Origin of the sequence: Pediococcus damnosus, from assembly GCF_001437255.1 — a bacterium.
Lineage (GTDB): Bacteria > Bacillota > Bacilli > Lactobacillales > Lactobacillaceae > Pediococcus > Pediococcus damnosus.
Map to the genome: position 1 here is coordinate 1 of NZ_JQBD01000156.1, position 1,550 is coordinate 1,550.

Annotated in this window: 1 protein-coding gene; it reads right to left on the reverse strand. The window is 37.7% G+C overall.

All coding sequences use genetic code 11. The features are described 5' to 3' along the window. Window positions 1-57: 57 nt before the first annotated feature. Complete coding sequence (locus IV84_RS10360; RefSeq protein WP_046872291.1) at window positions 58-1,425, reverse strand: ISLre2 family transposase; 1,368 nt, start codon at window positions 1,423-1,425, stop codon at window positions 58-60. Between the last annotated feature and the right edge of the window lie 125 nt (window positions 1,426-1,550).

Sequence of the window (1,550 nt, forward strand, 5' to 3'; positions counted from 1 at the left end):
GTATGTGTCAAGTTTTCCTAGGTGCCTTATAATCAACCAAATATTTATACACAATAATTAGTTTGAAAATATTTTTGCCATTGCTCCGATAGGGCTACTTGTTGGGGCATCAACTGGTATTTTACCTGAAAGAACTCCAATATGCTTAGAATGGTGCTTGTTGCTCAGCTGAGCTGAACTCAACGTCTTCAATGATTCCGTAGCGATCTCAATCGTTAGCTCTTGTAACTTTCTTAAACCACCACGTAAGTATTTATCTAGCTTACCGTTTACCCGAGCTTCAATTAATTTCAACATAGCCTCAAGGCCCTTTTCGGACCATACTTTGCCTTGCTTTTTCATTCGATACGTGTACGCTCTGTGTGAGCTTTCAACGGATCCCAATTTGCCGACCCTCATGAAGCCACGATCGTGTGGAGACTTTATAAACTGCCAATTTCTTGCCAAATATTGTCTTAGGACCCTTAGGCTCTCAAGTTCCTTATCAGTTTTAATTTGCGACTCAAATGTATCTAAAATAACGTTTAACTGATTCTGATCATACAGGCTAACGCTCTTAACGGCCTTATCAACCAATGGATTAAATAAACCAAAGGTTTGTTTAATCTTTTTGACAAAGTGATACCGATCGATAGTAAATTCAACTCTTTGAGCACTCGGAACTATTTCTCGCATACTTTTCGGGTTATACCCTGGGCCACCATCACTTGCTGTAAACACGGTCATTTCACTGATTTTATAATACTTCTCAATGTAGTCAGTTACTCGTTTTTGAACCTTTTTTTGATTGATACCAACAAACTCAACTTTGTTTGATCTTGTTCCATCTAATCCTGATTCAAAAACAATGTAATGGTGGACGTCTTGTCTTCGTCGATTAATTTTGTGTATCTCAAAGGCATCGCCTTCAACCACTAAGTTTTCAACTTTTCGTTTCTTAACTAGTTTCTCTTCGGACGATTTTTCTTCTGTCTTCACGGTATCTGCCATGTCTCTGATAATTCGGTCTACTGACCAGGCACTAATATCCGTCTGACTTGCCAGATTGATCATTGCGGCCGTATTTCTCATCGTTGTCGTTTGCCCAATTTTGGCAACGACACTTTTAAAATAAGGTGAAATTCTTTTTCTTTCTTCCAACTGAAGTTGTTCATCCAACGGGAAGTAATAACTTCCATTGGGTCGAAGATAACATCTTCTTTCAAAATTCACGGCGCCAAACATAAACTCAATTGTTCTGGCCTGTCGATTAATGAATGTATTTTCTGCCGGAATTGATGGAACGAGTGTTTCATCTAATTGCCTCAGATATTCAGCTACAACCAGCTGGAATGACTTCCTAAGATGAAGAATTACCTGCTCCTCTAAATCAAATAAACTGTCTAAATTTCCCAATGATTCAATAAAATCTGCTAAAATATACATGAAAGACCTGTATCCTTTCCTTTAATCTTCGTCGATTAAAAGGCTACAGGTCTTTTTCTATATATTCAACTCAAAATGAATATTCCTAGAATTTTATTGACCATCTAGGAAAACCTTACACTAAC

Coding starts and splice junctions, on each gene's coding strand:
- IV84_RS10360 (WP_046872291.1), bottom strand. CDS start 1,425: ATGTATATTTTAGCAGATTTTATTGAATCATTGGGAAATTTAGACAGT.